This is a genomic window from Shewanella sp. 10N.286.52.B9 (genome assembly GCF_002873635.1).
In the GTDB taxonomy this organism is placed as follows: Bacteria; Pseudomonadota; Gammaproteobacteria; order Enterobacterales; family Shewanellaceae; genus Shewanella.
The window spans coordinates 21485-47636 of the sequence record NZ_MCTY01000013.1; the positions used below are offsets into that span (position 1 = coordinate 21485).

Consider the following 26152-nt stretch of genomic DNA (forward strand, 5'->3'; position numbering starts at 1 on the left):
TAGAGGAAATGTTCATGGGCGGCATCAGTATTTGGCAGCTTCTAATTATTGCGTTAATTGTTGTGTTGTTATTCGGAACTAAAAAATTACGTTCTTTAGGTGGCGATTTAGGTGGGGCTGTTAAGGGCTTCAAAAATGCAATGAATCCTGAAGATGAAGAAAAGAAGTCTCTAGAAGACAGCACTGCGAAAAAGTCTGAACAGGCAACTGAGCAGAAATCCGAGTCAAAGGATAAAGAACAGGCGTAATTCATTATGTTTGACGGTATTGGCTTTATGGAGCTACTGCTGATTGGAATTTTGGGGCTTGTGGTTCTCGGCCCCGAAAGACTTCCGGTTGCAGTACGTTCAATATCTGAGTGGATCCGCTCATTAAAGCGGATGGCAAACTCAGTCAAAGATGAATTAGAGCAAGAGCTTAAAATTGATCAGCTTCATGCTGACCTTAAAAAAGCAGAAAGCAAAGGTTTGTCGAACCTATCACCTGAACTACAAGAGTCCATTGAACAGCTAAAAGATGCTGCAAAATCGGTTAATCGTCCCTATCAAGTTGACGAAGTAGCCAAAGATACCTCTGCAGCTACACCCGCTGAAAGTTCTACTGCCAAAAGTGAACAAGCAAACGACTCTGACAGTTCAAATACCAAAAGCTAACACGGGTAACCAATGTCACAACAGCTACCTCTTATCAGTCATTTGCTTGAGTTACGAAATAAGTTACTTAGAGCTATCGGCAGCGTATTGCTGGTATTTATCTGCTTAGTTTATTGGGCAAATGACATTTACCATTATATGGCAATCCCATTAATGCAATCACTGCCAGAGACCGGCAGTATGATTGCAACGGATGTAGCCGCGCCCTTTTTTGCGCCATTTAAATTAACCTTAGTGTTATCATTTTTTGTGGCGATCCCCTACGTACTATTTCAAGTATGGTCATTTGTGGCGCCCGGTTTATACAAACACGAAAAGCGCATGATTATGCCGCTGCTATTTAGCAGTACGGTATTATTTTACCTCGGTATTGCTTTCGCCTATTACGTGGTATTTCCGGTGGTATTTGCGTTTTTCACCAGTGTCGCACCAGAAGGAGTGCAAGTAGCAACCGACATTAGTAGCTATTTAAGTTTTATCTTAAAGCTATTTTTTGCTTTTGGTTTAGCCTTTGAAATCCCTGTAGCCGTAGTATTAATGTGCTGGGCTGGCGTGACAACACCAGATGAGCTTAAACAAAAACGCCCTTACATTGTTGTAGGTGCATTTGTGGTTGGCATGATGCTAACGCCACCTGATATTATTTCACAAACAATGTTAGCGATTCCTATGTTAATATTATTTGAAGGTGGTTTATTAGCAGCTAGGCTATATACCCCAAAAGAAGATACAGATAACGAAGAGCCAGAGAACGAGAAAGCTGATAGTTAAATTGCGCATCGCACTCATGGACTAGTTAACCAATAAAAAGAAGGATTCTGTAATGCGTTTAACTTTGATTGCCACTTTTGCTTTGGCTATCTCTTCTCAAGCACAGGCCAGTGTTGAGCAACAACTGGCGAGCTGTGCAGCTCAAACTGACAAACTTGACCGGCTAATGTGTTACGACACATTAGCCGCGTCAGTTAACACCTCCCTCACTTCAGCGACAACAGAGACTGCTACTGCGGTATCGACGCCAGCAGTAGTAACTGCATCTGCCGTAACAAAGGCTGCAGTTGCAACGTCTAACAATCCTACTGCAGAACAAGAGTTTGGTCTTAAAAAGAAGGTCGATGAGGATGTCACTCGCCTTTATGCTGACGTTGTATCGGTAAAAAAAGATCCTTACGGCTCATTAATTATTACCCTGTCTAATAATCAAACTTGGAAGCAATCAGGTACTGACCGCTATAAAGTGAAAAAAGATCAAACCGTCTTTGTTGAAAAAGGCGCTCTCGGTTCATTCCTACTGGGCAGCGATGATCGTAACTCCACTATTCGAGTGAAGCGTTTAAAATAAATCATGCCGCAGCATATCGACATAGCCGTTAATTTGCTTAGCAGCAGGTTAATCGCTGATATTGACAACATAGTGACTCAAGCGGCGCAACATCATGTTTCGCCGTTAATTGTTATTGGCAGTGATATTACTGAAAGTAGCGACAGCGCCTCGCTGTGCGCAAAATACCCTCAGCAACTCTATAGCACTGCAGGGGTTCACCCTCACCACGCCAGTAGCTGGAATGCTGCCAGTGCTGATGAGATAAAAACCTTAGCAGCATTAAAGCAAGTGGTTGCTATTGGTGAATGCGGTTTAGATTATAATCGCGACTTTTCTCCCCGTAATGCCCAGCGCCTTGCCTTTCACGCCCAACTTGAATTGGCAGTTGCATTACAAATGCCGGTACTGATGCACTGTCGTGACGCTCACGAGGACTTTATTGCAATAGTAAGTCAATATCGCCACAAGCTCCCTGCAGCGCTGCTGCATTGCTTTACGGGCAGCAAAGATGAGTTACTTGCTTGTCTTGAATTAGATTTACATATCGGCATAACTGGCTGGGTATGCGATGAACGTCGCGGCGCTGAGCTGGCGAGCATAGTGCCATTGGTCCCAAACAACCGCTTAATGGTTGAAACTGACAGCCCTTATTTATTACCTCGCAGCATGCGCCCTAAACCCAAATCTAGCAAAAATTTGCCACAATACTTGCCCTATATTGCCGAGTATATTGCTAATCTTCGTCAGCAACCCTATGCAGAGCTGGCAGCCCATTGCTACACCAACAGCCAGCGTTTTTTTAACCTAGGGCAGGATTAATGCAGCAAGTGCATTGGGCGTTTAAAGCATTTACTTTGTTTTTTATTATATTGCTAACTCAATTACAAGCAGCCCACGCGCTTGCCGTTGAGCACGCCAATACCCCGCTAAGATTAACCGCCTCATCCATTACAAAAATCAAATTAACGGATTGGATGTATATCAATCAGTCTCAAGATATTGAAGAGCTTGCCAGCTTAACACTGCTAAAAAATAGCCAACAAGATTGGCGCAAGTTAAGCCGCGGCGATATGCGTAAAATTGGCGCTAAAAATACTTGGTTGAGTTTTAGTATTTTTAGCCCTAATGACCATCTATCACGCATGATAGCGCTGAATAACCCACTGCTAGATAGCATGAAACTATATCATTTAGTCAATAACAAATTAGTAAAAGTGGAGCTAATGGGTGATAGCTATCCGTTTAAACAGCGCCCACTGCAAAGTAATTTATTTCTTTACCCCTTTGAATTACAGCCAAACGAAACACATACCTTTTACTTAAAAATCGATAATCGCGGCAGCTTAAATTTTCCATTGGTACTATGGAGTAAAAATGATTACAGCCATGCCATTGAGTCTCAAAGCCTTGCTAATGGCTTTCAAATTGGGATATTGATTGCCATTGGGCTATTTAGTTTGTTTATTGCCCTCGCATCAGGGTCTTTTAGTTATAGTTACTATAGTGGCTATGTACTCAGTTTAACTCTACTTGTGGCCACTATTCATGGTATTGCCTTTCAATATTTATGGCCCACACTGCCGGTGGTGCAAAACTTAGCCATTCCAATATTAATCCCGATAGCCTTAGCTTTTGCGCTGATGTTTACCGAAAAAGTGATGCTACTTAAATATCATAATAAACCGATGCTATTAGTCGGTCGTTACCTTGCGGTTTACTGCGTTTTACTGAGTCTGGTTATCTCGTTTATTGATTTTAAATTCAGCTTATATTTGCTCACTTTCTCGGTAATCGCCATTAGCTGTGTACTGATTACAGTATCTTTAATACAAGTAATTAAAGGCAGTAAAAATGCACGTTTATATGCTATTGCCCGTATCGGGCTATTTATTGGTGCCATTCTCAGCGGGCTCATTTATCTGGGCTATTTACAGTGGTATATGCCAGCGCATACTCCAATGATGATCGGACTGACCTTTGAAGTCATTGTCATGGCTGCAGTGCTAGCTGTGCGCTATAACGATGAACGAAAAGCCAAACTTCAAATGCAAAAAAAGGCCCTAGAGCAAGCCCAAAAACTACAACAAAACCGTGATGAAGCTTTAAAAGCAGAAGCGAGAACCAATGAACGTCTCGAACAAATGGTCGCTGAGCGGACTCTTGAGCTCGAAGTCACCTTACGTGAGCTAAATGATGCTAATCAAAAGCTGCAGCAACAAAGCACCACTGACAGTTTAACTGGGGTAAAAAATAGAAACGCCTTTGATAAACGCCTAACCGCAGAAGGACGCATTAGTCGTCGTCAGCAAACCTCACTTGCTATCCTAATGGTTGATATTGATAAATTTAAACAGATTAATGATCAATTTGGTCACCTTGCTGGCGACCTTGCAATTAAAGTGATTGCGACAACAATTTCTGAGTTTTTAAAACGACCAACCGATCTGGTGTCACGTTTTGGAGGTGAAGAGTTTGCTATTATATTACCAAATACTGATAGTGTAGGAGCGATGCTATTGGCTGAAAGAATTCGCCAAGCAATCTCCAATTTATCAATCGATTGGGATAATAACCCTATTTCCCTTTTCGTAAGTATCGGTGTGAGCGCTGCCATTATCGAAACCAATGAACAGCCAACTCAGTTACTTGAACAAGCAGATAAAGCGCTTTACCAAGCTAAGCGCAGTGGACGAAATCAGGTTTGTCTGTTTTCGTCTGATTAAGATCAGTCTAATTTCAGGAGTCGAATGTGAATATAATTACTAGTGCTTTTCCACAGCGCAGAATGCGCCGCATGCGTAAACATGATTTCAGCCGCCGTTTAATGTCAGAAAACAAACTGTCGGTGAATGACCTTATCTACCCAATGTTTGTTCTTGAAGGCAACAATCGCACCGAAAAAGTGGCGTCGATGCCGGGTGTTGAACGCTATTCAATCGACTTATTACTCAAAGAAGCCGCTGAATTAGTCGAACTTGGCATTCCTTTGATTGCCCTGTTCCCAGTTACACCTGCGGAAAAGAAAACCCTCATGGCTGAAGAAGCTTACAATTGTGACGGTTTAGTACAGCGCGCCGTACGTGAGTTAAAACAAGCTTTTCCTGAGCTTGGGATTATGACAGATGTGGCACTTGACCCCTTCACCACCCATGGTCAAGACGGCATTATTGATGACACAGGTTACATCCTTAACGACATCACCACTGAGATCTTAGTCAAACAAGCCTTATCACACGCTGAAGCCGGCGCTGACATTGTCGCTCCTTCAGACATGATGGATGGCCGAATTGGCGCTATTCGTGAAGCATTAGAAGCTGCAGGCCACGTTAACACTCAAATTATGGCATATTCAGCCAAATACTCTTCTAGTTACTACGGCCCTTTCCGTGACGCTGTCGGCTCAGCAGGTAACCTTAAAGGTGGCAACAAGCATAGCTACCAAATGGATCCAGCCAATAGCGATGAAGCCTTACATGAAGTCGCATTAGATATTCAAGAAGGTGCAGACATGGTAATGGTAAAGCCTGGCATGCCATACCTTGATATCGTTCGCCGCGTAAAAACCGAACTAGCAGTGCCGACTTTTGCATACCAAGTGAGTGGCGAATATGCCATGCACATGGCAGCAATTCAAAATGGCTGGTTAGCCGAAAAGGCTATCGTGATGGAATCACTGCTGTGCTTTAAGCGCGCTGGCGCCGATGGTATTTTAACTTACTTTGCTAAAAGCGCAGCTCAGTGGCTAAAAGAAGATAAGTAAATAAAAATGTTATTTATACAAGATGAATAACAAACAGGAGACCTATTGGTCTCCTTTTTTATAGCGCATTTTGCAGGCTAAATGATTCAAATTGATTATAAAGGCGACTAAAACACCCCCCAATAGTGACATTCATCGCCGTAGCAATAAACATTAACTCTTGCTAATGCACTATGAGCCAGTGCAAAGTTATCTTTGAATTTTACTTATATTAGTGATCTAGCTAACAGCTAGCTAATATTCAACTTCACTAACCTAAGGTTAAATGATTGAATTGTTTTATTGTTCTTTCTTGAGGCCTTATCATGCATAACACTGTTAAAACATTATTAGCTACAACCGCAATTTTCTTTGGCAGCCATTTGGTTGCTGGCTCAGCCATGGCTGGCAGTGGTTGTTCATTCGATGAAGAGCAAACAGGCTTCATGGCAACATGCAGCGAGGAGAAACAAGAAGTGATTATTACCGGACTTGTTGATATTTCAACACTTGAAAAAGACTTACCAGGTTACGCTGCAGAGTATGAGCAGTATAAAATTGATGCTGCCGCATTAACTGAATTAAAAGCGGTAACTACCCCAACAAATATCGTGGTAATTATTGGTACTTGGTGCCCTGATTGCCATCGTGAAACGCCACGTTTCATGCGCCTTATCGAAGAAGCGGCCAATCCGAATATTACCGTGACTTACATAGGTATTGATCGCAGCAAAGTTGATCCAGAAGGCCTAGCGGCAGCATATGAATTCACCCGAATCCCGACCTTTATCATTCAGCAACAAGATGAAGAAATTGGCCGAATCGTTGAACGTCCAACAGTGTCGCTGGAACAAGATTTAGTCAACATTCTGAAATAGTCTGTTTTGAAAGCCTCTTGAGTTTTTTCAGGCAAATAAAAACGGGATCAAATGATCCCGTTTTTTGTATTCGATGTTTACCTGCCAAAGACACTAAATTATTAAGCGACTCTTGCAGCCAGCATGCTTAGCACCCCTTCACGCAGCGCTCCACCCGATAGATTCAGCGATTCAATATCCAACAATTCAAATAAAGCGATTAAAATCGCAATACCAGAGGCAAATGTCGGTGCTTTTTCAGCAGATAAGCCTTGAATATGATGCAGTGACTCATTTTGCTGTGCCAAAACTTCGTCTCTAAAACGATGCAGCACTTTCAAAGTGATGATCTCAGACAGCTCGCGATGATGAAGTACTGACACCACAGACTGTACAGCCCCTGATGCGCCCACAACGCCTTGCCAACCCAATTGTGTCAGTTGTTGCAAGCAAGGCTTCAGCGCCATCAGTACCGCAGCTTTAGCTTGCTCAAAATCAGCCATTAGATAAGGCGTTTGCTTAAAAAACTGTTGATTAAAGCGCACACAGCCAAAGTCTAAACTGGTTTTAAACAGCACTTGATTACCATTTCCGATAATAAACTCAGTACTGGCGCCGCCAATATCAATCACCAAGCGTTGGCCGCCACCTTCTGTAGTGGCCGCCATACCTTGGTAAATTAATTCAGCTTCTCGCAAACCACTAATGACTTCAATCGGATGACCTAAAATCGGTAATGCCCGTTGGTGAAACTCATCAGCATTGCTGATCACACGTAAAGTTGCGGTGGCAAATACCGCCACATGCTCAGCTGCGACTTGATGTTTATCAAGCATCTCAGCAAACATTTGCAAACAATCTAGCCCGCGCTGTAATACGGCTTCATCAAGACGGTTATCAGCCCCAATACCTTCAGCCAAACGTACTTTACGTTTGTATTTTGCAATAATAGTGGGTTGGCCGTTCAGGGTGTGAGCGACCAACATATTAAAACTATTTGAGCCGAGTGTTATCGCGGCATATGCAGGCATTGCAGCTGTCACTGTCATTTACGAATGTCTACGTGCCCTTTGAGGTGGACGTCCACCACTGCGATGCGCACCACTTCTCGCACCATCACGCGTACGTGTTGTTGGGTGCTTACGATGGATACGAACCGGTGGCGGTAAATCGTCTAGCAAAGCTTCACGATCATAATTAGTGACTGGTATTGAGTGCTTAATATACGTCTCAATGGCCGGTAAATTCAGTGCGTACTCTTCACAAGCAAAACTCACTGACACACCTTTTTGTCCCGCACGACCTGTACGACCAATACGGTGAACGTAATCTTCACAATCATCTGGTAAATCATAGTTATAAACATGAGATACATCAGAAATATGTAAGCCACGCGCCGCCACATCAGTTGCAACTAACACATCAAGCGCGCCTGAAGTAAATTGCTCTAAAATGCGAATACGTTTTTTCTGCGGTACATCACCGGTTAATAACCCCACTCGATGGCCGTCGCCTTCTAACCATGACCACACCTTTTCACAGCTGTGTTTGGTGTTTGAAAATACGATAGCCTTTTCTGGCCAATCTTCTTCCATTAATGTCAGAAGCAAACGCATTTTATCTTCAGTCGAAGGGTAGAAAATTTCTTCTTTGATGTTCTTTGAGGTTTTTTCGCCAGGTGAGACTTCAACTTTTTCTGGATCATTCATATGATCGTAAGCTAATTCCTGAACCTTCATTGATAACGTCGCTGAAAACAACATATTTAAGCGTGACTTAGCATCAGGCATACGCCTAAACAAGAAACGAATATCTTTAATAAAACCTAAATCGAACATGCGATCAGCTTCATCAAGCACAACGGCTTGAATTGCATTTAAACTGATCACACCTTGGCGTACGTAATCGATAATACGACCCGTAGTACCAATTAAAATATCAACACCAGCATCAAGCACTTGGCGTTGAACATCATAACTCTCACCGCCATAAACAATACCGACTTTTAAACCCGTATGTCGTGCAAGCAATTTAGCATCTTTGGCAATCTGAATCGCAAGTTCGCGAGTCGGTGCCATGATGATAGCTCTAGGCTGATTAATTTGACGACCTTCTGGCTCAGCAACTGAGAGAAGGTGGTGAAAAGTGGCCACTAAAAAGGCCATTGTCTTGCCAGTTCCTGTTTGTGCCTGGCCAGCAATATCTTTTTGTTGTAATAAAATGGGAAGAGATAACGCCTGAATTGGCGTACAAAATTCAAAGCCATTTTCGTTCAAAGCCTGTATAACCTCTGACTTCAGAGGGAAGTCGGCGAATCTTTGTGTTGATAAATGTGTTTCGCTCATAGCGCAAGCATACCCGTTAGTGTTGCAAAAAAAGACTCGATCGTTTCAAATAGCTACATTAATAGAACGGTCACTTGAAAAGCTATTTAACCGTCCCAATATACATGGTAAGCCATTAATAAACTAGCAATGGTGCCAAATCTGGAGATCTACATGAGCGATAAAATTGTATACCTAAGCGATGACAGCTTCGAAAACGACGTCATTAACTCAGAATTACCAGTACTGGTAGACTTCTGGGCAGAGTGGTGTGGTCCTTGTAAAATGATTGCCCCAATCCTAGACGACGTGGCTGAAGAGTACGCAGGTAAGCTAACTGTAGCTAAATTAAACGTTGACCAAAATAATGTTTCACCTGCTAAGTACGGTGTACGTGGCATTCCAACATTATTAATGTTTAAAGGCGGCGAGTTAGTTGCTACTAAAGTGGGTGCTTTATCAAAAACTCAACTTAAAGAGTTTATTGACGCACAAGCTTAATCAAGTCTATTTATAAAATCGCGGCACTATTGATTAATGACATAACCTGCTAACCCCGTTAGCAGGTTATTGCTAAAAAAAACGCTATTTTAGTGTAATGAACAACAATCAATTTTAATAATGTTGCGTGTTTTACGTTTAAAAAGTGACAATCGGCACAATATATGAACAATTTGTGCCGTTTTTTCGCTAAAATTCTGGACGCACTGCCCATATAGTGCTAATTTATTCATCAGATTTTTCAACCAAACCCCTACTCGCTTATCAATCGACTATTTCAATTTCGTAAGACCCAAAGAAAGATTGATTGCAGTAAGCATCGTCGCGTAATACAAGACCCCCAACATGAATTTAACTGAATTAAAAGACACGTCTATATCAGATCTGGTTTCACTAGCAGATAGCATGAAATTAGAGAACATGGCCCGTGCCCGTAAACAGGACATCATCTTCTCTATTCTGAAATCCCACGCCAAAAGCGGTGAAGACATTTTTGGTGGCGGTGTGCTTGAAATCCTCCAAGATGGTTTCGGCTTTTTAAGAAGCTCAGATGGTTCATATTTAGCAGGCCCTGATGACATTTATGTCTCTCCTAGCCAAATCAGACGCTTCAATATGCGTACCGGTGATACCATCTTTGGTAAAATCCGCCCACCGAAAGATGGTGAACGCTATTTTGCACTCTTAAAAGTTAACGAAGTTAACTTCGATAAGCCTGAAAATTCTCGCACAAAAATCCTCTTTGAAAACCTTACCCCACTGCATGCAGAAGAACGTATGCGTATGGAACGTGGTAATGGTTCAACAGAAGACATCACCTCACGTATTTTGGATCTATGTTCTCCAATTGGTAAAGGTCAGCGTGGTTTGATTGTGGCTCCGCCTAAAGCGGGTAAAACCTTATTGCTACAAAACATGGCGCAAAGCATTACCTATAACAACCCAGAAGTGGTGTTAATGGTATTACTTATCGATGAACGTCCTGAAGAAGTAACCGAAATGCAGCGCATGGTAAAAGGTGAAGTTATTGCTTCTACCTTTGATGAGCCAGCAAGTCGTCACGTTCAAGTTGCTGAAATGGTTATTGAAAAAGCCAAGCGCTTAGTTGAACACAAAAAAGACGTGGTTATCTTATTAGATTCAATCACTCGTCTTGCCCGTGCATACAACACAGTAATCCCATCATCAGGTAAAGTGCTTACTGGTGGTGTTGATGCAAACGCATTACATCGTCCAAAACGTTTCTTCGGTGCTGCACGTAACATCGAACATGGCGGCAGCTTAACCATTATCGCAACAGCGCTTGTGGATACTGGCTCTAAAATGGATGAAGTTATTTACGAAGAATTTAAAGGTACTGGTAACCAAGAGTTACACCTTTCTCGTAAAGCAGCTGAAAAACGCGTTTTCCCTGCAATCGACTTTAACCGCTCTGGTACTCGTCGTGAAGAGAAACTAACCACGCCTGATGAGCTACAGAAGATGTGGATTTTACGTAAAATCCTTAATCCTATGGATGAAGTTACCGGCATGGAATTCCTTATCGATAAATTGGCAATGACCAAAACTAACGATGAGTTCTTCACTGCAATGAAACGCGCTAAGAGTTAATTCTCTTTATCGTTTCAGTACAGTAAACTGAATACAAAAATGCCGCTAACTGAGTTAGCGGCATTTTTATTTGTAAATTTAACCCTTATAACGTCTGAGTTAACAGCTCACGATAGTTTGCGCCATTTTACGGCGTAAATAGGCAATTTGCTGCATGTGCGGTAAATCTTTCGGGCAGGCATCTTGACAACCAAGTAAGGTCATACAGCCAAATACGCCATCTTGATTACCTATCACATGATAGAAATCTTCTGCGCTGCGAATATCACGGCTATCCATTTCAAAGCGGGCGATTTTCATCATCCCCACAGCGCCAACAAAACTGTCTTTCATTTGCTTAGTGGCACATGCAGACACACAAACACCACATTCAACGCAGCGTTCAAGCTCATATAACTTAGCCGCCTCAGCAGGGTCCATTGGCGTTTCTAAGCGATGAATATCAATATCGTTGGCATCAGGTTGCAACCATAACTGCAGTCGCTCAGCTAGCTCGCGCATGAATTTACCCGTGTTCACTGACAAGTCACCAATTAACTCAAAACCCGGTAACGGCATTAGGGTAATGTTACCGTCAGGGAAATTAGCGGTTAAGGTTCTACAAGCCAATGTAGGTTTGCCATTAATCACCATAGCGCAACTGCCACAGATCCCTGCGCGGCAGACAAAATCAAACTGCAGTGAAGGATCTTGTTGCTCACGCAGCATATTAAGCGCAATAAATACTGTCATTCCAGGCGCTTCAGTGAGCTCATATGTGACCATTTTAGGTTTATCGCTTGGATCTTGTGGATCGTAACGAAAGATATTAAAACTGATAGTTCGTGGGCTGGTCATTAGCTCTTTTCTCCTGACGCCAAAAAGGTGTCACTTAATCTTTCATTACGCGGACGCAAGCTTTCTGGTAAATCAAATGGCATAACGGCTGCTTGTTTTTCAACGCGGTCTGCATCGTCACCCAGCTCAGCGAGGATTTTTTCAATTTCAACTTCACGGGCAGCAGTATCAGGATGCGCAATGGCATTGTCGTTACCATAACCACGATAACCTGGCGGCAACTCCATCTTCATCACATCAAGTTGCTCGTAAGTTAGCTTGGGCTCAAGGGCGTTTTCGTCTGGCCAAGTTGATAAAGTGCGGTTGAGCCATTCTTTATCATTACGTTGCGGGTAATCTTCACGAGCATGGGCACCGCGGCTTTCTGTACGGGCATTGGCGCCGCACGCAACCGTTAAGGCAACCCGCAGCATACGCGGCACACGTAACGCTTCCACCAGCTCAGGGTTCCCATGACGTTTTTTACATTTAAGGCCAATACTTTTACTGCGAACCAGTAATTCTTTTAATTCAGCAATGGCTTTTTCAAGCTCAGGACCATTGCGGAAAATACCTACGTAATCCATCATGATGCGCTGCATTTCCAGTTTGATATCAAACACATTTTCAGTGCCCTTACCGACTAACAAGCCGTTGATTTCTTGCTGCATCTTAGCCATGCTGGCTTCAATTTCGGCTGTATTGATTTCAAGGGTGTTCTTTTCACAAAAATCAGCCACGTACTTACCGATGATCATACCGCCAACTACAGTTTCAGCCAGAGAATTTCCACCTAAACGGTTAAAGCCATGCATATCCCAACACGCAGCCTCACCCACGCTAAATAAGCCTGCTAATTGCGGGCTTTCACCGGTAGCATTAGTACGAATACCGCCCATTGAGTAATGCTGAGTCGGACGCACTGGGATCCAGTCTTTGGCAGGATCTATGCCCAAGAAATTTTCACAAATCTCTTTCACTTCTCTAAGGTTGGTTTCAACGTGTTTGCGCCCAAGCAAAGTGATATCAAGCCATAAATGCGGCCCATAAGGGCTATCAACGCCTTTATCTTTACGCATATGTTCAGTCATGCGCCGTGAGACCACATCTCGAGAGGCGAGCTCTTTCTTTTCAGGCTCATAATCTGGCATGAAACGATGACCGTCTTTATCTCGCAGTAAGCCGCCATCACCTCGGCAACCTTCCGTGGTTAAGATCCCCACTGGTACAATCGCTGTTGGGTGAAATTGCACCGCTTCCATATTGCCTAATGTGGCAACGCCAGTATCTAACGCCAATGCTTGGCCAATGCCTTCACAGATAATGGCATTGGTAGAGACTTCATAAATACGGCCATAGCCGCCTGTTGCAATCGTCGTTGATTTACCAATATAGGCACGTAATTCACCCGTAATGAGACAACGGGCAATGACGCCGTGACAACGTTTGCCATCATGAATAAGCGATAATGCTTCAATGCGTTCATGGACAGGAATATCCATTTCAATGGCTTTGTTGTCAACGGCATACAGTAGTGAGTGGCCGGTGCCGTCGGCGGTATAGCAAGTACGCCATTTTTTAGTCCCGCCAAAGTCACGGGCATTAATTAATCCGTGGGCTTGCTCGGCTTCAGTAATGGTGACCTTTTCGGCGTTCACCACCACTTCACGATCGCCAGCACTAATACGTGACCAAGGCACGCCCCAATTAGCAAGTTCTCGCACCGCTTTAGGTGCGCAATGGGCAAACATGCGCGCCACATCTTGATCGCAGCCCCAGTCAGAGCCTTTTACTGTGTCTTGAAAGTGGACGTCTTCATCGTCACCCATGCCTTTAACTGTATTACCAAGGCTGGCTTGCATACCGCCTTGGGCTGCAGCAGAATGGGAACGTTTGGCAGGTATTAATGACAGCACCACGGTATCTAAACCACGCTCTTTGGAGGCGATTGCCACACGTAAACCAGCAAGACCGGCGCCGACAACTAATGAATCTGTATAAATAATTTTCACTGGCATTCCTTTAATACGGTATTAGGCTTTGTATTTCTAAGCGATAAACTCAATGGTGCATGACTGTGCACAGTCACTGTGTCTTTAACTCGGTACAAAAGGCGTTACGGGTAACTCCAACGATTGCCCAATAAAGATGTAGGTCAATAAACTTGCGATACCAATAATCATTAAGTAAACCACCATTATTTTGGCAAGCTTAAGCGCCGCCATACGCTTTGTGGTCACGCCCCACTTTACCGCTAGGCGATAGAGACCAAACATGGCATGCAATACCACAGCAGGTAATAGCAAGACATACAGCATCCACACATCTTGGTGGTAAACACGCTCAGCCGATAAATGCGGGCCGATTTCAGGATTGGTGATCATGTCAAACAAGTGAACGGGGGCGAGAAAGAACAGTAAAAAACCCGTAATTAACTGCCAAAACCAAATTTTAGTATCTTGGTGAGGCATAATGGTCATTTGACTTCTAAGTGCCCGCCATTGCTTTATTTGTGCAGGAAAGCGACGTAAGGCAAATACAGCGTGGATTAATAAGACTATCAGCATAAATGCCGAAATGAATTTAGTCAGAACAGGAAAGCCATGGCCAGTTTCACTGAACATGCCCCCTTCTAAGAAGTGGCCTACATGATAAAAGGCTTCTTTACTGATCAAAATACTCGACTCAAAATGCAGATGCATAATGATGAATATGCCAAGTAACAGGCCAGTTGCACTTTGAAGCATATCGGCCCGAGCGGCCCATACAGGATGAGAGAATCCGCTGGTCTTTTTTGCTGCAGAGGTTAGCGCTTCAAGAGCGGGTTGATCAGCCATAAATTTGCACGTCCTGTAAATTCAATATGACTTATGACCATATCAAGTTCACAAACGGTAGCAATAACCAAAAACCAGCAAGTGACCCAGATCACCCACCGCAAGGCAAGAGTCAGACGCAGATCACACCAACGCGAATCGTGAGATGTTAGCAAGCCACTGCGCTTTGAGATAAAGATTTGAACTTGATATCAAACCCTCTAAACATAAGACTAAATAGCCACAGCTTGTTGTAATTGCAGGCAATGTTGCCGCAGTTTATCACGCATTAACAACATGGCAGGGCTGACATGCTGTCGCCCTGCACAAATGAGATTCAACGGCATCGCCTCACTGGTAAATCCAGGCAATATCTGTTGCAGTCGACCGCTATTTAAATCATCTACAACATCTAAAGCCGATTTAAATACAATGCCTTGGCCTGATACTGCCCACCGACGAGTGACATCAGCATCATTGCTACTTCGATCACCACTCACCCGTATTTTAAAGCTCTGCTGCTCGTTAATTAACGTCCACAAATCATAATTACGTTCATCAACCTTATAAATTAAACAATTGTGCTGCGCTAATTCAGCTGGGCTTTTAGGTTCGCCATGATGCTGAATATAAGCAGAAGAGGCACATAACACCCGTTGAGTATGACAAATATTAAACGCCACTTGGCTTGAATCAGGCGGTATGCCATAACGTAACGCCATATCAATTTTATCGTGCTGAAAATGGCTAAGGCTATCGCCTATATGCAGTTGAATGGTTAAATCTGGATACTGCAGTAGAAAACTATCTAACCAAGGTAAGAATACATTCCGGCCAAAGTCAGAAGAGACTGAGATATTGAGCTGACCTGAGATTTGACCTTTTTCGGTTAACAAGGCTTGCTGGCCTAATTGCAATTGCGCCAGCGCCTCGCGACAATGGATCAGATAATGCTCACCTTCGGCGGTCAGACGCAAGCTACGAGTGGTGCGAATAAACAGTACGCTATTTAACTGTTTCTCTAATCGTTTTAATGCTGCACTTGCCGCAGCAGCTGAAATATCTAGCTCAACTGCAGCAGCGCCAATACTGCCGCAATCAGCCACTCGCACAAACAGGTGTAAATCATTTATCTGCATTGTCTGGACCTTAATCTCACATCTTAATCATTCATTACTAAAATAATTTTGATAACGATACAAATATTACCCTCTAAATCATCATAGTCAATTTGACTCAAATACACTCATCGCGGTGAAATAGTCCCACAATCAGTCCACTTCTGAAGTGTAAAAACCAATGTTTCACAACAAATATCAGCCGCTAAATAGTTATCATTTGGCGCGTTTTTGCTTTTTGGCCGATAAACCCAAAGGAATATCTGCCACCTCGTTATGGCATCAGCTATAATAGCCGCCAATTCATGTTTAATTTTATTATCAGTTAGGAAAATCCCATGCCTTGGATCCAATTACGAATTCACACTCATCGCGATCATGCAGACATGCTAGGCGACTTATTGATGGATCAAGGTTCTGTGTCTATCACCTACGAAGACGGCCAAGATGAGCCAATTTTCGAGCCTAAACTAGGTGAAACACCTTTATGGCAAGACACCATATTAATGGCCTTATTTGATGCTGGCACTGATTTAGCACCGACCATAGAGTTATTAGAGTCAGTTCCCTGCTTAGGTAAAGGCTTTAACCATAAAATTGAACAAGTAGAAGATAAAGACTGGGTTCGTGAATGGATGGACAGCTTCCACCCCATCAAATTTGGTCAGCGTTTATGGATTTGCCCAAGCTGGCGTGACATCCCTGAACCAGACGCAGTAAATGTTATTCTTGATCCAGGTTTAGCCTTCGGTACTGGTACTCACCCAACCACCGCATTATGTTTAGAGTGGTTAGACAGCTTAGATTTGTCAGATAAAGAAGTTATCGACTTTGGTTGTGGCTCAGGCATCTTAGCCATTGCTGCATTAAAGCTTGGCGCGAAGAAGGTCACCGGGGTTGATATTGACTATCAAGCCATTGATGCATCGACAGCCAATGCCGAGCGCAACGGTGTTGTCGAGCAGTTGTCACTGTATTTACCCGAAAACCAACCAGAAAATTTACAGGCTGATATCTTAGTCGCTAACATCTTAGCCGGCCCACTGCGCGAGCTTGCCCCATTGATTGCAGAGAAAGTCAAAACAGGTGGTAAGTTAGCCCTTTCAGGCTTACTACAAGAGCAAGCAGAAGAAGTATCACAATTCTACAGCCAATGGTTCATCATGGATGAAGCGGCTCACAAAGAAGACTGGAGCCGCTTGACAGGCACCCGCAAATAACGGTAAAGGCAGCACACCCCTTATGACAGCTAGTTTTACGCCAAAAGGGGCGCTGACGACTCCACAACTAAAAGTCAAGCAAAAAAGTTATCTTTAGTTCATTTATTGACCTTTTCAGGACGGTAAAAAAGGGCTAATATAGCGCCCCTTTGACGAGCATGGTGAATAACTCAATGCAAATTGGCCCCTATCAACTGAAAAATCAGCTGATCGTGGCACCAATGGCAGGTGTCACCGATCGCGCTTTTCGAAATCTTTGTTTACGTTATGGCGCAGGCCTAGCGGTTTCAGAGATGCTTTCATCTAATCCCGAAGTTTGGGATACCGATAAAAGCCGCCAGCGCATGATGCATTCTGGTGAAGAAGGTATTCGTTCAGTACAAATTGCAGGTGCAGATCCTGATTTAATGGCTGCGGCCGCCCAGTTCAACGTTGAACAAGGCGCTCACATCATTGACATCAATATGGGCTGCCCTGCCAAAAAAGTGAATAAGAAGCTTGCTGGATCAGCATTAATGCAAGATCCCCAGCTAGTAAAAGCGATTTTACAGGCTGTTGTTAGTGCAGTTGATGTACCGGTAACGCTAAAGATTCGCACAGGCTGGCAACCTGAACACCGTAATGGTGTTGAAATTGCTCATATTGCCGAAGATTGTGGCATTGCCTCCTTAGCCGTTCACGGCCGCACTAGGCAGTGTATGTATAAAGGCTTTGCCGAATACGACACGATTAAAGCAATAAAACAAAATGTCTCAATCCCTGTTGTTGCCAATGGAGATATCGACAGTCCAGAAAAAGCTAAGTTCGTCTTAGACTACACTGGCGCCGATGCTGTAATGGTAGGACGAGGAGCCCAAGGCAGACCGTGGATTTTTAGAGAAATTCACCACTACTTGGAAACAGGTAACAAATTACCGCCAGTTGAGGCAAGCGAGCAACGAGAAATCATGCTCGAACACCTTAACGCTTTGTACGAATTGTACGGCGAGTACAAAGGTGTCCGATTTGCTAGAAAGCACATGGGATGGTACCTAAACCAAGAAGAGCAGCGTCAATTTCGTGCTGACTTCAATAGGCTTGAAACCGCTGAACAGCAATATTCCCTTGTGGAATGTTACTTTGATGAATTAGTTAATTTTTAATATAAAGAGCAGAATAGAATGTTTGATCAGACAACTAACACAGAAGTTCACCAGCTAACCGTAGGTAAGATTGAAACCGCTAACGGTACAATCAAGCCACAATTATTACGTGACGCAGTTAAGCGCGCAGTAACAAACTTCTTCTCTCAGTTAGACGGTCAAGAAGCGTCTGAAGTATATGAAATGGTATTAAGTGAAGTTGAAGCACCTTTACTAGACATCATCATGCAACACACACGTGGCAACCAAACACGTGCAGCGAACATGCTAGGTATTAACCGTGGCACTTTACGCAAAAAATTAAAAAAATACGGCATGAACTAGAGTTAAACCTCTAAGCTGTTGTATAAAAACGGGTTAACTAGAAATAGTTAGCCCGTTTTACATTTTGAACCCACAGTTAAACCCACATTTAATATATTACCCTTCATTTCGTTAGCGGAAAATAACGATTTAAATGACTTCTTTGAAAGTAAATGAACATGTTGTATTGGCCGTTCCTGTCACCCCATTGTATTCATGTGCAGCCACAGTAACCTCATTCCATAAAACTGGCTTATAGTTTTTAGCTACAGTATTCAGCACGTCACTGCACTCTTGATAATCTTTTTGAGTATCTGGTAGAAACCTGTGCACACTGCGAAACGCAACGACAAATAAACCTTGTTCGGTTTGCTTAGAGCTATACTCAGCATTCCCTTCATAGGTAATCGCCCCTACATGATTAACCATTTTTAAAGTTGGCGCTGCACAACCGCTTAGAAGCAATATAGAAAAAATAACTAAAATTCGACTCATAGCTCAATTCCCTTACAGATAACAAAATCGATATCTTCTGGTTTAGCCTTTACCGTCCATTCAGGTGTTACTTTTAAAGCTAAGTGATTTGTTGATGCCACAATTTCAGGGTCGCTATCCTTAATCATTTTGTAGTATGTGCATTCAACAGAGTAACCTCTGTTTATGTTTTTCGGTATTAACACTGTGATTCTAGAATGGCGTGAGTTTGCATAATGAGGCTCTTTATCCATTATTTTGACTGACTCTATTACAAACTCTTCCGATTGAGCTGATAAGCTAACAAGAAAAATAAATGCCAACCCTATAAACCTTTTCATTTTAATCCCTTAATCTAGGCTTTTGACTTAATTTATATAGTTACTTTTAACACCTTTTCATTGCTCAATACCAATAATTTATGTAGATCTGACCTCCCGCATTAGCTCCGTAATTCTAACCTCTAACTTAGAAAATCGTTTTTCCACCAATTCAAGGTAACGATCTTCAAGCTGGTTTAATTTAACAACATCATCAATAAATTGCTTATGCCTTACTAGCCTTGGCTTCCCGCAAGCATACGACCTATCAAAAGTATCCATTGAAGCGTTAGCCCCCCAGATTAAGCGCCTAAGTTTTCTAATACGTTTCCTTAACCTTTCCTCAGTAGTCATCGACTGCACGCTGTAATGAAGGTTTAAACACTTCCTACAAGCCCAACCATTTGATGCACCGTATAGATAAAGCCTTTTGGACTCACAGCATGGACAAAGGAATATCAAACGGGGGTATTTAGTGTTGTCCCATACCAAAGGCACTGGGAAATTTTCATTACCTTCTGATTCAAACCATAGGACTGTCAGTAACTCACTATGAGATTTAATGGTAAATTCTTGGGGATATTTATCGGGGCTATCTAGCTTGAACCTCTTGCTATGCTCTTTAATGAATGGCTTGAATGACTTAGCTTCTATGCGCTGTTTACTGTCAATATATCGTCTTGTTCTGTGCCCAGTGAAGCAACCAATCATACGAAAAACCTTTTCTAATGAACCATTAAAGCTGTTTATACGTAGTTGTCGAGCAACTAACCTTGCCGTTCTTATTTTGGTTCTGAACCACTATTGATCTAATAAGCCCAATGAGAACACGAAAAAAATCACCGATTGCCCATACACCTCCAATATAAACATACCAATCCATTAAGCCGCCTTAATTCTACTCGAACCATAATCCTTAGTTTGGTCGGGTCTGTAACCCTTCCCCCTAGATTTAGCTAAATAACTCATTCGCTTTGCAGCTTCCTGCACTGACTGTTTATCACCTCGCTTTACTAAGTAAAATGGGTTCTTTGGTATGTGCGGGTGAATGCCTGTTAACCTCTCCCAAACCCCCACCGCAGCATCAGTAACCACGTTCGAATGAGGAATCCGATTAGCGTCTACCATCAATACAAAGTGGTAGTGTTGATTCTTAGCTTTCTCATGCTCCCTAACCCACAAGTGACCGATTAATAGCTCAGGATAGCGCCGCCTTAACTTCCTCTTGAAGCGCCTTATAAACACCTCTATTTGGCTGTTGTTCGTTGAAAAGCCAGATGGGTGACAATCCATCCGAATAACAAAAATTCTATCGGTATGAGTTAAAAGGCTTTCAATCTGCCCCAATCCAGCCAACATAATTTTCCGATGCCAACCTAACGACCCGCTCAAAATCTCAATCACATAATCACCATGTTTCAACGTGAGCTTTTTGGTTGAATAAGCCATTAAAGCACCATCATTAAAAAGTAGGTGCTATATAGATAATATTTAAACGGGTCGGAAACCTGCAAATGGCAACCCGCTACCCACCAGCAATATAGGTATGTCTTATTTTTGGAGGGGTCGGAAACCTTCAAATTCTTAGGCGCTAGGTTAACGCTTGAATGAATGCTCATTGTTAAGCTATCCTTGGATGATGGTTAACGGTCGCTCCGCCAAGATTGAGCCGCTAACCATGTTCTAATGAAAGGGGTTTGAACTTATTGTTTAGGCTCCTTTTGCCTTTCTGGGTCATCGTTGGCCGTTAGCTCGTTTAGCACTTCGTAGACCATGCTTAATATTCGGCTCTTTGATGCCTCGTTTCTTCCAGATATCTCATGCAGCTTCTTCTTAACTTTTACATGCTCTTGCGCGTAGTATTTACTTCTTTGCTTTTTCTCCTGAATCTTACGCCCACACCCATCAAAATATCCTTGTATCTCTTCTGGCATAACCCTATATATGCGCCCTTTTCTAGCATCTGGGACTGGAACCCATAACGGCTCGTATCTAACAACATCAATCAAACGGCTTCCTCCATAACCATACTGATCTGATATCTCCTTTTCAGTGAACTCCTCACCGTTAAGCAGTCGCGTTAATAGGCACTTTGCAGCGGCCAGCTTTTTAGGGGTAATACTCTTTTTCATCTGTAATCCTTTTTATGTTGGCGGGTTAGTTTTAATAGATTGTTTAAGAGAATTGACCTTGCTCGAACGCTTCTACTTGCTCAATTGTCCAGCCAAGTAAAACCCCATTAATACGAGTAGGTGCAGGAAAGCGTTTATCGACTTTCCACCATCGCCAGATAGATTTACTTGAACGGTTATAGCGGGTTTCTAGATCACTGTAAGAGAGATATTTAGTCATGTTAGTTACCTTGTTTGAGAAGACAACCAACATACTAAGGAGATTTAAGATAATAATTTAGGGAATAAATTGCGGTAGTTTTGTCGGGTTAATGACGACTTGATTTATTAAACCTTTCTGCTATTTCTGGGAATTGCTTAATAAATTTTTCTTGGTCTGCCGCTGACCATTCAGGAGTTGTTTTTTTAAGGTTATTGATAAATGTTTTTGAAACAAGTTGAGGGTGCCTCTTTTCTAACGTGCTAGCCTCGAAAGATTCCATTGTAGGGAATTTAGCAAGTAACAGTGTTGCTGCCATTTTACTTGCTTTGTGCTTAGTTATGCCACAATAAGTGTTCAATAACGTAATCCAATGCATAGCCTGATTAAGAGCTAATTCAGTCATTGCATTACGCATACTCTTTCCTGATTCAGAAGGTTTATAATCACCATTCAGCCTCCCCCAAGCTACTTTTGCCAATTCTTTCGTAATCATCGGCGGTATTGCTACCCCATCAGTGGACAGTAGAACAATAGCTAGGTCTAAGTAACTAGGATCATTATTTACTCTCCATTCGCGAAGCCTGTCCATCACATTATTAACAATTTGGGATGAGGAGCCAACCGCATATAGTTCAGCCCTAAACTCATCAAACTCACAGTAATAATTATCGTCATCATCAAAATAACTTTCGAAGGGAAATTTACTCATTACCAGCACTCATCACTATTACATTGTTAGCTTCTTCATTAGCGAGCAGGTTTCGCCATGTATCCAAAGCAATGGATTTATCTCTTAATCTGTCAGCATGAACGTAGTGGCTCATAGATCCCTGCAATGAGTGACCTAACAAGCTTTCTACTGTTAGCGGGTTTACTCCATTTTCATTTAACACAGTTGCAAGTGTTCTCCTTAAATCGTGCCAGTTCCATTTTTCATGACCTAATTTTTGGGCTAGTGTTGGCGCAAAACTACTGACGGCTGGAGACTGTTTTAGTTCTCCCAGTATATATTCACAATTGCTATCGATAGCCCGTTGCTTTAGCTCTGTTATTAACGGTATTAGATGCTTGGGTATTGGTCTTAGGATCTCAGCGTTTAGCCCTTTACTGTCGAGCTTTTTTTTATTCTTATTGTGTTCTTCTGGCACTGTCCAGAGGCGCTTATCAAGATCCCATTCATCTATTTTTGATAATCTAACTTCTTGAGTTCTCGCACCAGTAGCAAGAAGTATTGCGGCAATATTTGCATAATATTTATGGGGGGATAACGAATCTATCCATTGAATTAATTCGGATAACTCGTCAAAGTTTAACACTCGTTTCTTAGCCTTTTGGACACTTCCAGCATCTGCCATTGAAAGATCATCCAAAGCATTGCTAACCGCATACTTCCTCACTCGACAAAACTTTAGCGCCTGTTTAGCCGCTTGGAAAGCATAACCAGAACCCACAGGGTGAACGGCTTTATACTTATCAAATACCGCTATCCAGTTGCTAGTACCACAATCTGCAAGAGGCAGTTCTCCGATTTTTGGGTAAATCCATTTATTAAACTGAGATTGAACCTTAGACCAATTAACTCTGTTCTTTTTGGCGTGGTTATCTATCCAGTGCTCTAAAGCATCCTTCACAGTCACAGGTTTTGCGTTACCACTCTTGATAAGCTTAGTCCTAACAGAAGGGTTATAGCCGTCATTAAGCCATGCCTTGCACTCGGCTGCCTTACTTCTAGCAACCGACAACGCCATTCCTTGTGGCTTGCCAGTATATTCACCAAGTGTAAGGGTTTGTTGCTTACCATCAAATCGGAACCTAAACACAAATGAAACCTTACCAGATGGACGACATAAGGCTATCAACCCGTCTCTATCGGCTAGTTTCTTAGGTGTCCTACCTTCGAACCCTTTTAACATTTTATCCAGTTTAGAAGCGACTAGAGACATTTTAAACCCACACTTAAACCCACAAGTAAGTTGATACCTGTTAGAATACTCCGAGATAAAACGAGATGCAATATTGAAGGTAAACCTTTTGTGACAATAAGTTAGGAAGGCAAACCAGGAATTAGTAAGATATAAAAAGATAACTATACAGTCCATACGGCATGAACTAAGAAGCAATTCTTAAGCTGTTGTATTGAAACGGGCTTTCCAGCAATGGAAAGCCCGTTTTTGTTGATATGTCCCCCCATATGTACCCCCGTTGTTTTGTTGCCCCTTCCTGTATTCGATTCCGCTTTCCTTCAACGTAATTCCGAAGCTAAAACTTTAACTTTTACTCATGGTTAAATATCAGATAATGATACAAAAAATGCTTAGTGCGTCAGATTCTGTCGCAGGGTAGTATTATGCTCATGGCATAGATAATCGGGAGAACATCGATGCAAATCAATATCCAACGCCAAATTGCCATGCTGGAACAAATACCTGCTCATCCAAGGCGCATTACCGCTAATGACATCACTGCAAGACTGCAAAGTCGTGATTTTGATATTGGATTAAGAACCGTGCAGCGGGAATTAAAAGCCATGTACGACATGGGACTGTTTGGCATAGTGCTCGATGACAGAAGCAAGCCTTTTGGCTGGTCGATTGCCGCCTGTTGGCGTGGTCTTAACTTGACCTTGATGGATAATCACATGGCATTGGCATTTTACACCCTAAAGCACAGTGCTAGCCAACTGCTGCCTCCCCAAAGCCTTAAGCAGTTGACCCCTTATTTTGACCGTGCAGATCAAATATTAGGAAATGATCCTGATAACCCTTGGCTTTACTGGGCCTGCCGCGTGGCGCAGTTACCTAAACCTTTTCCTTTTATAATTGAGCAGCAAGATCCACAAATATTTGAAGCTGTGCAATCGGCACTGCTTAACAAGCGCCAGATTGCCTGCCAAATAAAGCGAGTGATCCAAGGGAAAAGCTATTGGCTTGATTACACGCCCATTAATCCTGAAGGTATACAAATATCAGATGGTGTCGCACTACTGACCTTTACCATTGGCACGGTTGAGCCAAAACTTTTTGCCAAATCCATCGACTTACTACGTAATGTGCGAGTGCTGGACACCCCTTCCATTACTCGAAGTGAAGCTAATATTGCCCGTAGAAAAATGGAAAACCAAGCGGAGTTGATTGATATTGAATTGCTTTTTTCTGCATCAGCAAACTTTATCATGCGCAATGCCAAGCTCAGTGACAATCAAACTGTTAAGCAGTTAGAAGATAAACGCTATCTGGTTGAAGCAACCGTTGAAGACACCTCAGGATTAAGAACATTGTTGTGGAGCATGGCTGACAATGTCGAAGTGCTAGCACCGGCCAAATTAAGAGCCCATTTCACTCGATTAATTAACAAGGTCAATGCGCGCTACCAAAATGCTGCGTCTTAGGCTGTCGCATCCTTAAGTTACCCTGCATAGCATAACTTCAAGGAGATGAATCGATGTTTGACTTACTGACGCAAAACAGCCCATCACCTCGCATTGCCGTTTTCGGTGTGGGAGGCTGCGGCTGCAATACCATAAATCAACTTAGCCAATCGCCATTCAATGACAACGTCCTGCTGATTGCCGTCAATACTGATGCACAATCACTGCAGGCCTCTCAATCTAGCACTCGATTACAAATTGGCATTGAAGCCACTAAAGGATTAGGTGCGGGCGCTAAGCCCGAAAAAGGTCAAGCTGCTGCGCAGGAGTCTGAAGCACAAATAAAAGAGCTTATTGAACTCGCCGACATCATTTTTATTACTGGCGGTATGGGCGGCGGCACTGGCACTGGCGCCATCCCGTTCGTGGCTTCAGTCGCCGCAGCGCTAAATAAACCATTAATTGCCGTGGTTACCACCCCTTTTAGTTTTGAAGGCCAGCAAAGGAATCTTCTGGCCAATAAAGGCGTCGATAAATTAATGCAGCACGCCAATGCTGTAATCGTGTTACCTAATGACAAACTGACTAAAACTCTGGATAAGAAAGTCAGCCTAGTTAACGCCTTTTTTGAAAGTAACCGTATTTTGCAAGATGTATTGCTGGGGTTAACCACCACCATTAGCCAATCAGGTTTGATTAATATCGATCTCAATGATTTCATTGCGGTGGTAAATCACCATGGACGAGCCGCTATGGGAGTGGCGAAGCAAATGCCAGGTGCAGATATCCAAGTGACGATTAATAGCGCCCTTAAAAATCCATTACTGGAAGACGTTGAGCTGACTCATGCCAAAGGAGCGATTGTCAGTGTGATGGCATCTGAAAATATTGAGCTCAGCCAATATAATATGATTGGCGAAACCCTGCAGCAGCAACTCGACCCTAGTGCATTGGTGATAATTGGATTAACCATAGTGCCTGAGCTGGATTGCGAGCTGGAATTGATGGTGATTGCCACCGGTATTCAAGCCGCAACCGACCAATCAGTAATCATTATGGATGATGTTAAAGTACCGCCTTCAACAGACCGCTTTGCATCAGTAGAGCTGCTTAATCTTCACGATTTTCTAAAAGAAAAGTCTGTAGGCAGTAACGATGATAATCATTGCTTAGCTGAGCTCGATGTCCCGACTTATACCCGTAACTTAAATCAAAAAACAGCAGGGCAATAAT

At 42.8% G+C, this 26152-nt stretch carries 28 protein-coding genes; 15 read left to right on the forward strand and 13 right to left on the reverse strand.

The features are described from left to right. The first annotated feature begins 14 nt into the window (after nucleotides 1-14). The 8 genes from tatA (at nucleotide 15) to BCU91_RS01445 (ending at nucleotide 6594) form a co-directional block, all read left to right on the forward strand. A complete protein-coding gene (gene tatA, locus BCU91_RS01410) occupies nucleotides 15-248 on the forward strand; it encodes a Sec-independent protein translocase subunit TatA (RefSeq protein WP_076539319.1) in 234 nt (77 codons plus the stop codon). A 6-nt stretch (nucleotides 249-254) separates the two neighbouring features. Further along, entirely contained in the window at nucleotides 255-653 is a 399-nt protein-coding gene (gene tatB / locus BCU91_RS01415) for a Sec-independent protein translocase protein TatB (protein ID WP_102530738.1), read from the forward strand. Nucleotides 654-665: 12 nt separating this feature from the next. Beyond that, on the forward strand, nucleotides 666-1424 hold the full coding sequence (tatC, locus tag BCU91_RS01420) for a twin-arginine translocase subunit TatC (protein ID WP_076539321.1): 759 nt from the start codon (nucleotides 666-668) through the stop codon (nucleotides 1422-1424). Nucleotides 1425-1476: 52 nt separating this feature from the next. Then, nucleotides 1477-1995 carry a hypothetical protein gene (locus BCU91_RS01425; RefSeq protein ID WP_102476028.1) on the forward strand — a complete coding sequence of 173 codons (519 nt, stop codon included), beginning with the start codon at nucleotides 1477-1479 and terminating at the stop codon, nucleotides 1993-1995. Nucleotides 1996-1998: 3 nt separating this feature from the next. Then, a complete protein-coding gene (locus tag BCU91_RS01430) occupies nucleotides 1999-2796 on the forward strand; it encodes a TatD family hydrolase (RefSeq protein ID WP_102530739.1) in 798 nt (265 codons plus the stop codon). After that, entirely contained in the window at nucleotides 2796-4700 is a 1905-nt protein-coding gene (locus tag BCU91_RS01435) for a diguanylate cyclase (protein WP_102436985.1), read from the forward strand. The genes BCU91_RS01430 and BCU91_RS01435 overlap by 1 nt, the downstream gene beginning before the upstream one ends. A 26-nt stretch (nucleotides 4701-4726) precedes the next feature. Beyond that, a complete protein-coding gene (gene hemB, locus BCU91_RS01440; protein ID WP_102436987.1) occupies nucleotides 4727-5737 on the forward strand; it encodes a porphobilinogen synthase in 1011 nt (336 codons plus the stop codon). Nucleotides 5738-6042: 305 nt separating this feature from the next. Beyond that, nucleotides 6043-6594 (forward strand): thioredoxin family protein, encoded by a 552-nt coding sequence (locus BCU91_RS01445; RefSeq protein ID WP_102476031.1) that lies wholly within the window; start codon nucleotides 6043-6045, stop codon nucleotides 6592-6594. Between the two features lie 101 nt (nucleotides 6595-6695). On the opposite strand, the gene BCU91_RS01450 is transcribed toward BCU91_RS01445, so the two are convergent. Further along, entirely contained in the window at nucleotides 6696-7622 is a 927-nt protein-coding gene (locus tag BCU91_RS01450; RefSeq protein ID WP_241904014.1) for an exopolyphosphatase, read from the reverse strand. Then, nucleotides 7623-8918 (reverse strand): ATP-dependent RNA helicase RhlB, encoded by a 1296-nt coding sequence (rhlB, locus tag BCU91_RS01455; protein WP_102436991.1) that lies wholly within the window; start codon nucleotides 8916-8918, stop codon nucleotides 7623-7625. A gap of 153 nt (nucleotides 8919-9071) precedes the next feature. On the opposite strand from rhlB, the gene trxA reads away from it, so the two are divergent. Together trxA and rho are read left to right on the forward strand one after the other, a co-directional pair. Then, nucleotides 9072-9398 carry a thioredoxin TrxA gene (gene trxA / locus BCU91_RS01460; RefSeq protein ID WP_055023577.1) on the forward strand — a complete coding sequence of 109 codons (327 nt, stop codon included), beginning with the start codon at nucleotides 9072-9074 and terminating at the stop codon, nucleotides 9396-9398. Between the two features lie 345 nt (nucleotides 9399-9743). Beyond that, nucleotides 9744-11009 (forward strand): transcription termination factor Rho, encoded by a 1266-nt coding sequence (rho, locus tag BCU91_RS01465; protein WP_076539336.1) that lies wholly within the window; start codon nucleotides 9744-9746, stop codon nucleotides 11007-11009. A 99-nt stretch (nucleotides 11010-11108) separates the two neighbouring features. Here the strand turns inward: rho and BCU91_RS01470 are convergent, their stop codons facing one another. From BCU91_RS01470 to BCU91_RS01485, 4 genes are all read right to left on the reverse strand, one after another. After that, a complete protein-coding gene (locus tag BCU91_RS01470; protein ID WP_102437003.1) occupies nucleotides 11109-11846 on the reverse strand; it encodes a fumarate reductase iron-sulfur subunit in 738 nt (245 codons plus the stop codon). Next, complete coding sequence (locus BCU91_RS01475; RefSeq protein ID WP_102437005.1) at nucleotides 11846-13837, reverse strand: fumarate reductase flavoprotein subunit; 1992 nt, start codon at nucleotides 13835-13837, stop codon at nucleotides 11846-11848. The genes BCU91_RS01470 and BCU91_RS01475 overlap by 1 nt, the downstream gene beginning before the upstream one ends. 84 nt (nucleotides 13838-13921) lie before the next feature. Beyond that, on the reverse strand, nucleotides 13922-14662 hold the full coding sequence (locus tag BCU91_RS01480; protein WP_102437007.1) for a fumarate reductase cytochrome b subunit: 741 nt from the start codon (nucleotides 14660-14662) through the stop codon (nucleotides 13922-13924). Between the two features lie 212 nt (nucleotides 14663-14874). Continuing rightward, nucleotides 14875-15780 (reverse strand): LysR family transcriptional regulator, encoded by a 906-nt coding sequence (locus BCU91_RS01485; RefSeq protein ID WP_102437009.1) that lies wholly within the window; start codon nucleotides 15778-15780, stop codon nucleotides 14875-14877. Between the two features lie 317 nt (nucleotides 15781-16097). On the opposite strand from BCU91_RS01485, the gene prmA reads away from it, so the two are divergent. The 3 genes from prmA to fis all read left to right on the forward strand — a co-directional run bounded on the left by prmA (nucleotide 16098) and on the right by fis (nucleotide 18445). Continuing rightward, nucleotides 16098-16979 (forward strand): 50S ribosomal protein L11 methyltransferase, encoded by an 882-nt coding sequence (gene prmA, locus BCU91_RS01490; protein ID WP_102437011.1) that lies wholly within the window; start codon nucleotides 16098-16100, stop codon nucleotides 16977-16979. Nucleotides 16980-17152: 173 nt separating this feature from the next. After that, the gene (gene dusB / locus BCU91_RS01495) at nucleotides 17153-18121 is read left to right on the forward strand and encodes a tRNA dihydrouridine synthase DusB (protein ID WP_102437013.1); all 969 of its coding nucleotides are present in this window, start codon (nucleotides 17153-17155) and stop codon (nucleotides 18119-18121) included. Nucleotides 18122-18139: 18 nt separating this feature from the next. Then, the gene (fis, locus tag BCU91_RS01500; protein WP_011494902.1) at nucleotides 18140-18445 is read left to right on the forward strand and encodes a DNA-binding transcriptional regulator Fis; all 306 of its coding nucleotides are present in this window, start codon (nucleotides 18140-18142) and stop codon (nucleotides 18443-18445) included. 129 nt (nucleotides 18446-18574) lie between these two features. On the opposite strand, the gene BCU91_RS01505 is transcribed toward fis, so the two are convergent. The 7 genes from BCU91_RS01505 to BCU91_RS01540 all read right to left on the reverse strand — a co-directional run bounded on the left by BCU91_RS01505 (nucleotide 18575) and on the right by BCU91_RS01540 (nucleotide 23495). Next, nucleotides 18575-18919 carry a hypothetical protein gene (locus BCU91_RS01505; protein ID WP_102530740.1) on the reverse strand — a complete coding sequence of 115 codons (345 nt, stop codon included), beginning with the start codon at nucleotides 18917-18919 and terminating at the stop codon, nucleotides 18575-18577. After that, a complete protein-coding gene (locus tag BCU91_RS01510; RefSeq protein ID WP_102530741.1) occupies nucleotides 18916-19239 on the reverse strand; it encodes a hypothetical protein in 324 nt (107 codons plus the stop codon). Before BCU91_RS01510 ends, BCU91_RS01505 begins: the two co-directional genes overlap by 4 nt. 861 nt (nucleotides 19240-20100) lie before the next feature. After that, nucleotides 20101-20667, reverse strand: a complete 567-nt coding sequence (locus BCU91_RS01520) for an inovirus-type Gp2 protein (protein ID WP_102530743.1) — start codon at nucleotides 20665-20667, stop codon at nucleotides 20101-20103. 254 nt (nucleotides 20668-20921) lie between these two features. Continuing rightward, on the reverse strand, nucleotides 20922-21350 hold the full coding sequence (locus BCU91_RS01525) for a hypothetical protein (RefSeq protein WP_102530744.1): 429 nt from the start codon (nucleotides 21348-21350) through the stop codon (nucleotides 20922-20924). Nucleotides 21351-21393: 43 nt separating this feature from the next. After that, nucleotides 21394-21570 carry an AlpA family transcriptional regulator gene (locus BCU91_RS01530; protein WP_102530745.1) on the reverse strand — a complete coding sequence of 59 codons (177 nt, stop codon included), beginning with the start codon at nucleotides 21568-21570 and terminating at the stop codon, nucleotides 21394-21396. Nucleotides 21571-21658: 88 nt separating this feature from the next. Beyond that, a complete protein-coding gene (locus tag BCU91_RS01535; RefSeq protein ID WP_102530746.1) occupies nucleotides 21659-22261 on the reverse strand; it encodes a hypothetical protein in 603 nt (200 codons plus the stop codon). Beyond that, entirely contained in the window at nucleotides 22254-23495 is a 1242-nt protein-coding gene (locus tag BCU91_RS01540; protein WP_102530747.1) for a site-specific integrase, read from the reverse strand. Before BCU91_RS01540 ends, BCU91_RS01535 begins: the two co-directional genes overlap by 8 nt. Before the next feature lie 437 nt (nucleotides 23496-23932). Between BCU91_RS01540 and BCU91_RS01545 the strand changes: the two genes are divergently transcribed. Both BCU91_RS01545 and ftsZ read left to right on the forward strand, forming a co-directional pair. After that, nucleotides 23933-24940 (forward strand): WYL domain-containing protein, encoded by a 1008-nt coding sequence (locus BCU91_RS01545; RefSeq protein ID WP_102530748.1) that lies wholly within the window; start codon nucleotides 23933-23935, stop codon nucleotides 24938-24940. A 53-nt stretch (nucleotides 24941-24993) separates the two neighbouring features. Next, nucleotides 24994-26151 carry a cell division protein FtsZ gene (gene ftsZ, locus BCU91_RS01550; RefSeq protein WP_102530749.1) on the forward strand — a complete coding sequence of 386 codons (1158 nt, stop codon included), beginning with the start codon at nucleotides 24994-24996 and terminating at the stop codon, nucleotides 26149-26151. The last annotated feature ends 1 nt before the right edge of the window (nucleotide 26152 follow it).